4 protein-coding genes and 2 tRNA genes are annotated in these 6217 nt (G+C 56.8%); all 6 read left to right on the forward strand.

Annotated features, from left to right (window positions below):
* The first annotated feature begins 1 nt into the window (after position 1).
* The 6 genes from ABG996_RS08875 (at position 2) to ABG996_RS08900 (ending at position 6215) form a co-directional block, all read left to right on the forward strand.
* The gene (locus tag ABG996_RS08875; protein WP_347478613.1) at positions 2-1093 is read left to right on the forward strand and encodes an ABC transporter ATP-binding protein; all 1092 of its coding nucleotides are present in this window, start codon (positions 2-4) and stop codon (positions 1091-1093) included.
* Complete coding sequence (locus tag ABG996_RS08880; protein WP_022094888.1) at positions 1093-2121, forward strand: ABC transporter ATP-binding protein; 1029 nt, start codon at positions 1093-1095, stop codon at positions 2119-2121. The genes ABG996_RS08875 and ABG996_RS08880 overlap by 1 nt, the downstream gene beginning before the upstream one ends.
* A 593-nt stretch (positions 2122-2714) precedes the next feature.
* Positions 2715-2804, forward strand: a tRNA-Leu gene (locus tag ABG996_RS08885).
* 59 nt (positions 2805-2863) lie between these two features.
* Complete coding sequence (locus tag ABG996_RS08890) at positions 2864-5209, forward strand: GAF domain-containing SpoIIE family protein phosphatase (RefSeq protein WP_347478610.1); 2346 nt, start codon at positions 2864-2866, stop codon at positions 5207-5209.
* Between the two features lie 81 nt (positions 5210-5290).
* On the forward strand, positions 5291-6037 hold the full coding sequence (locus ABG996_RS08895; RefSeq protein ID WP_055286928.1) for an anti-sigma factor antagonist: 747 nt from the start codon (positions 5291-5293) through the stop codon (positions 6035-6037).
* A 105-nt stretch (positions 6038-6142) separates the two neighbouring features.
* Positions 6143-6215: transfer RNA gene (locus ABG996_RS08900), tRNA-Gly, on the forward strand.
* The last annotated feature ends 2 nt before the right edge of the window (positions 6216-6217 follow it).

Here is a 6217-nt window from a genome sequence, read left to right on the forward strand (position 1 = left end):
GATGAAGAAGAACAAGAACTATGTGGACCTGAAGGACCAGCCGGTTCCCGAGGGCCAGCATCTGCTCGAGGTCGATGACCTTAAGATGTATTTCCACACCGAGGATGGCGTTGTTCGCGCTGTCGACGGTGTCTCCTACACGCTCGATCGCGGCGAGACCCTGGGCGTCGTCGGTGAGTCCGGCTCCGGTAAGTCCGTGACCGCCATGACCATCATGGGTCTTATCTCGATGCCTCCGGGAAAGATCGAGGGCGGCGACGTTCGCTATCGCGGTCGTTCTATCCTCGAGATGACCGAGGAAGAGATGCAGCACATTCGCGGTAACGACATCGCGATGATCTTCCAGGATCCTATGACCTCCTTGAACCCGGTCTATAAGATCGGCAAGCAGGTGGGCGAGGGTCTTCGTCTGCACCGCGGCTACTCCAAGCAGGAGGCGCTCAAGCGTGCCACCGAGCTTTTGGACCTCGTTGGTATTCCCGAGCCCGAGAAGCGCGTCAATGAGTATCCGCACCAGTTCTCTGGCGGTATGCGTCAGCGCGTCATGATTGCCATGGCTCTTGCCTGCGATCCCGATATTTTGATTGCTGACGAGCCCACGACTGCCCTGGACGTTACCATTCAGGCTCAGATTATTGAGCTTATGCAGGAAATGCAGGAGAAGAACGGCAACGCCATCATCATGATCACCCATGACCTGGGCGTTGTCGCTGATATGGCCGACAAGATCATGGTTATGTACGCCGGCCGTCCCGTCGAGTTCGGTACTGCTGAGGAAATCTTCTACGAGAGCCGCCACCCCTACACCTGGGGCCTTATCCGCTCCATCCCGGAGCAGGCCATCGATGAGAAGAAGCCGCTTACGCCGATTCATGGCAACCCGCCTTCGCTCATGAACCTGCCCGAGGGCTGCGTGTTCTCTCCTCGCTGCCCCTATGCGACGGATAAGTGCCGCAAGCAGCGCCCCGAGCGTTTTGTTACCGAGTCTGGTCACTATTCTGCGTGCCACTACGCTGGCGACCCCGAGTTCCTCAAGAACGTTCCTGTGACGTCCCGTACGCGCAAGGATTCCAAGAAGGGAGGCGAGGCGTAATGGCAGATACCAACGAGCGTACTCCGCTGCTGAAGGTCGAGCACCTCTCTAAGGAGTTCCCCGCTGAGTCCGGCATGTTCGCCAAGCGCTTCTCCAAGCGTGTCGTCTCTGCTGTAAATGACATCTCTTTTGAGATTTATCCTGGCGAGACCTTCGGTCTGGTTGGCGAGTCTGGTTGCGGTAAGTCCACCACGGGCCGTACTATCATGCGCCTGACCAAGCCGACCGCCGGTAAGGTGTTCTTCCAGGGTAAAGATGTTGCCGAGATGAGCAAGCATGAGATCAAGGACATGCGTCGCGAGATGCAGTTTATCTTCCAAGATCCTTATGCTTCGCTCAACCCTCGTATGACCATCGGTGAGATCGTCTCCGAGCCCATGACCATTCACGGCGTGGGCACCAAGGAGGAACGCATTGAGCGCGTCCGCGAGCTTCTCGACGTTGTCGGACTGAACCCCGAGCACATCAACCGTTATCCCCATGAGTTCTCCGGCGGTCAGCGTCAGCGTGTCGGCATCGCCCGCGCGTTCGCTTTGAAGCCCAAGCTGATCATCTGCGACGAGCCGGTTTCCGCTTTGGATGTGTCCATTCAGGCCCAGGTTCTGAACCTGCTCAAGGAACTCCAGGACAAGTTCGGTACCGCGTATCTGTTTATCGCTCACGACCTGTCCGTCGTGCAGCACATTTCCGATCGCGTTGCCGTTATGTATCTGGGTAAGATGGTTGAGGTTTCGGACTGGAAGACGCTCTATAGTGAGCCTCACCATCCGTACACGCAGTCGCTGCTGTCTGCCGTGCCGGTTCCCGATCCTGATATCCAGAAGACCCGCAAGCGCATCATCCTCGCTGGCGATCCGCCGTCGCCGCTGGATCCGCCGACCGGTTGCCGTTTCCACACTCGCTGCCCGATCGCTCAGGGTATCTGCTCTGAGAAGCTTCCCGAGTTTAAGGAAGTTGCACCTGGTCACTGCTGCGCGTGCCACTTCGCCGAGCCGTTCCCGATCAAGGAATCGCACATCGACTTGTAGCTGGTTGTTATCGTCCGGGCCCGCCCTGAAGTTACTTTTCAGAACGTCCTCGGACATGCAAGAAACCCCCGCTGCGCACTTCGTGCGGCGGGGGTTTCTTGCGTCCTGCGGAGTGTTCTGAAAAGTAACTTCAGGGCGGGCCCTGCGGTAACTCGGCAGGGGGAGTGCGATTCCTCGATCGCTCACTTAATCTAATAGGAAAGTTAGTGAGGCCGGAGCTTTAGCTCCGGCCTCTTTATATATGGGCTCGGCTTTGCCGAGCCACCAAATTTGCATCAGCCCCCAGAACATTTTTGAGAACTGTGTCCGGAGTACATACTCCTAGGGCAGGAATGAGGTTGCTTTCCAACGCATTCCGCAGGGGGCGGCATTATTTTGTAGCGCGAAGCGCTGAGCAAAATAATGCCGCATGCCCGAGGACGCGTTGGAAAGCAACCTCATTCCGGCCCGAACAGGTCAGTCTACCTGCGCATTTACAAATTCGTAAACTTTTTTGAAAAAAGTGCTTGCACAGTTCTCGAATCATAGGTTATTATTTTCCTCGTTGAACGCGCGGGTCCAACAAAACGAACCGTGAATCAACAACATAGCATGTCGGAGTGGCGGAATTGGCAGACGCGCTAGCTTGAGGTGCTAGTGACCGCTTTTTGGTCATGCGGGTTCAAGTCCCGCCTCCGACACCATCGCATTTGAGAAGCCTCTTCGGAGGCTTTTTTGTTACCGATAGACGGTGGGGTCCACGATGGAAACGCTTGAACGCAACGAGTGGGCAGACGTTGCCCAACTAGTCGAGATCACGAGCGATGCTGTCATCATCTGCGAGCTCGACGGAACCATTCTGCATGTGAATAATCGCTTACTTGGTTTGATGTGCGAGGAACGCGCCGACGTCATCGGTGGAGATGTTAAAGATGTCCTGTACTCGTCCGCTTTTGAACGTGCGACGGAACATCGTCTGCCATTTGAAACTGATGGCTCCGAGAACGAACTGATGCTCAAGCTGAGTGACGGCTCCTTTATCCCCGTCTTGGTTCGTGCGGGCTCCGTAACGCCTCCACGCATCTTTGGGCGCCGCGCGCCACGTGTCCTGGTGGCGCTCCATAGCATCGAAGAACAGTATTCGCACGACCGTCAGCTCAAGCGTGCGCTTTCGGAGCTTAGAGTGGCGAACAAGCGCCTCTCTGGCACGCTCTCGGTCATTATGAGTACCGTGGGCTCCGATGAGCTGCCCAGCCTACTTGATACCGTTTTGAACCAGCTTGTAGGAACGCTCGATGCTTCGGGTGCTGCTATCTATTTTTCTGAGAGCGGCGGTTTTAAACTTCGCGGTGTTTCCAAGGAGCTGTACGACAGCTACCTGCCTGAGTTTTTGCCGTATGGCGCTGGCATTCCGACGTATGTTCTTCGTGAGTCGCGTGCCTGTCGCTTGTCGATTCAACAGGACCTTGAGGGTGATAAGGCCGCCTCCGGTATGTTTATGGACCTGGACAATCGTTCTAAGCACCTGTTGCGTATGCAGGATATGCCTCCGTACCGCAGCGAGATCTGTCTTCCCGTTTTTTACGGTACGCAGATCCTTGGCGTGCTGGAAGTTGGTTGGAAACGCCCTCAGGCACCGCTCGCCTATGACGTTAATGTGCTCGAGGTCATTTGCGATTACCTGTCTATCCAGCTGGTCGGCATGGCATCGAGCCTTCGCTCCCGTCGCACGGCCGAGCTTGGCCGCTCGCTCAATGTCTTGCGTGATGAGTTGTTTACCTTTCTAGACGATTCTGCCGCGGCTACCCAGGCGGTATCGTCCGAGATCTGCAATATGCTTAACTGTCATTTTTGCCCTGTTGAGTATGACGCCAGTCTGGATTCCTACGTTATAGATTTTGAAGGTGGCAGTCGCGTTGCTTTGCCGGACGATCCCGAGAAGCTTTTCTTTTCCACGACGGCGCCAGCGGCACGTCTGGGGGCTGGCCCTGATGGCTTTGAGGCATCTGTTTTGGGCGGCACGAGTTCCGAGGACCTTAAACACGTCCGTATAACTCGCGTTGACGAATCGATGCCTATGGGAGGCTGGCTTAGGGCGCATGGTCTGCCTTGTCAAGGTCTCTACGTCGACTCCGGCATCGAGGCGGGGCGCCCGCGCTCTGAGGGTGATGGCAAGCACAGTAACGACGCGATTGTTCCTGCTTCTGTTGCGAAGAGCCCGACGACGCGCGCGCTGCTGCTTCGTGATGGTAGCCAAGAGCCGATTGATGACCTTGAATATGACTACTTGGTGCACTTGGCGCATGACTTTGAACTGATCTACGAAGGCGAATCTCAAAAGCGCGAGGAGCGCCATATCGCTCAGACCCTCCAGATCGGCATGAGAAATTCCCTGGGGGATGTTCCGGGTATCGCAACCGATTCGGTGTACCTGTCGGCCACGAACTCGGCGTTGGTCGGCGGTGATTTCTATACGCTCGTCCGACTTCCCGACGACTGCGCCGTCATGATTCTGGGTGATGTGTCTGGCAAAGGCATTGAGGCCGCATCGATGTCCGCGCTCGTCAAGACGGCCCTGACGGCATATGCCTGGGAGGGCGCTGGCCCGGCCCGCATGGCACGCTCCCTTAACAGCATGCTCATGGGCTTTTCGAGGGTCGAGACGTTCGTGACGGCCTTTATCGCCAAGATTGACCTTAAAGCCGGACGCGCAACGTATTGTTCGGCGGGCCATCCTCCGACCATGGTCATCAGGCCAGAGTCGATGCCGCTGGGCGGCGGCGTGGCCCGTGGGGGAGAGGTCGAACTGCTTGGATGCCAATCGGGCGTAATCGGCGCATTCGAAGGCATGGTTTACGAGACGGGCGTGTTTACGTTCGCTCCTGGCGACATGCTCTTCATGTATACGGATGGAACGATTGAGGCTCGCGACCGCACCGGAGCGTTCTTTGGCGAGCAGCGCCTTCGTGACCTTCTGCTCTCTGTCTCGGGTGAGGGCGTATCGGGAATCTGCGGCAAGGTCTTGGGCGAGCTCGACCGATTTACCGAATCGGCGCTGGACGATGACATTGCATTGGTGTCCCTTGAGTTTTTGCGGGGCCGGTCCTAAACAGCGACGCTGGGCGCGTCGAATCCGCACGGTTGCGGAAACGCATGCATCGAACAAGCTCTTTTGGGGAACCATGGTCGTATGAATGAGTGGAATGACATAGCGGTTTTGACGCCACCAGGCGATATCGACATCGCCACGGTGCCTGCGCTGCGTCGGCGGTTGGATGCTTTGATTGGCCGCGGCGTGCGTCGTGTCGTCATCAACTGTCAGGCTGTTAGCTTTATCGATTCGACGGGCTTGGCATTCCTGCTTACGCGCGCTCGTGAGCTCATGAGGCGAGAAGGCCTGCTTTCGCTCGTCAATGCATCAGGTGAAGTTGTTCGCTTTTTGGAGATTGCTCGTCTTGTCGATATCCTTCATGTCGCGGGGCCGGCACGGGAGTCTATTCCCGCCATTCCGGTGGGGGAGCTGCCTCGCTGGAGTAAGAGCGTCGAGGTCCGTCAGGGTATCGAGAATCTTCCATACTACCGACATCGCATCGCCGAACTCCTTGAATCGCTCCCGTTGCGCCGTGACGAGCGCTACGATGTCGCATTGGCGTCGGGGGAGGCGCTGGGTAATGCCTATGACCATGCGGGCGGTATCGGGTGCGTCCTGACGGTTCAGGCCTATGGCGATCGCGTTGTGGTTGAGGTGCTTGATCGAGGTGCCGGCTATTCTATCGATGAAACGAGCGAGCCGGTCGCATCCGAGGAGCGCGGCCGTGGCATCAAGCTTATGCGTATGCTCGTCGATAACGTGGAGGTTGCTCGTCGTACGGACGGCGCCGGCACGCGCGTACAGATGGTGAAGCTGTTTAGCGGAGCGCTGGAATCGTGTGCCTAGCCAATCGCTTTAGCGCGTTTAGCTACTAAGAACATGCGGCAGACAAGTTTTTTGAAAAAAGTACTTGCGTCTTTTGGACAACTCGCGTAAATTAATAACCCGCAAGCGGACATGGCTCAGTTGGTAGAGCACAACCTTGCCAAGGTTGGGGTCGCGGGTTCGAGCCCCGTTGTCCGCTCC

Origin of the sequence: Collinsella aerofaciens, from assembly GCF_039836695.1 — a bacterium.
Classification (GTDB): Bacteria; Actinomycetota; Coriobacteriia; order Coriobacteriales; family Coriobacteriaceae; genus Collinsella; species Collinsella aerofaciens_BD.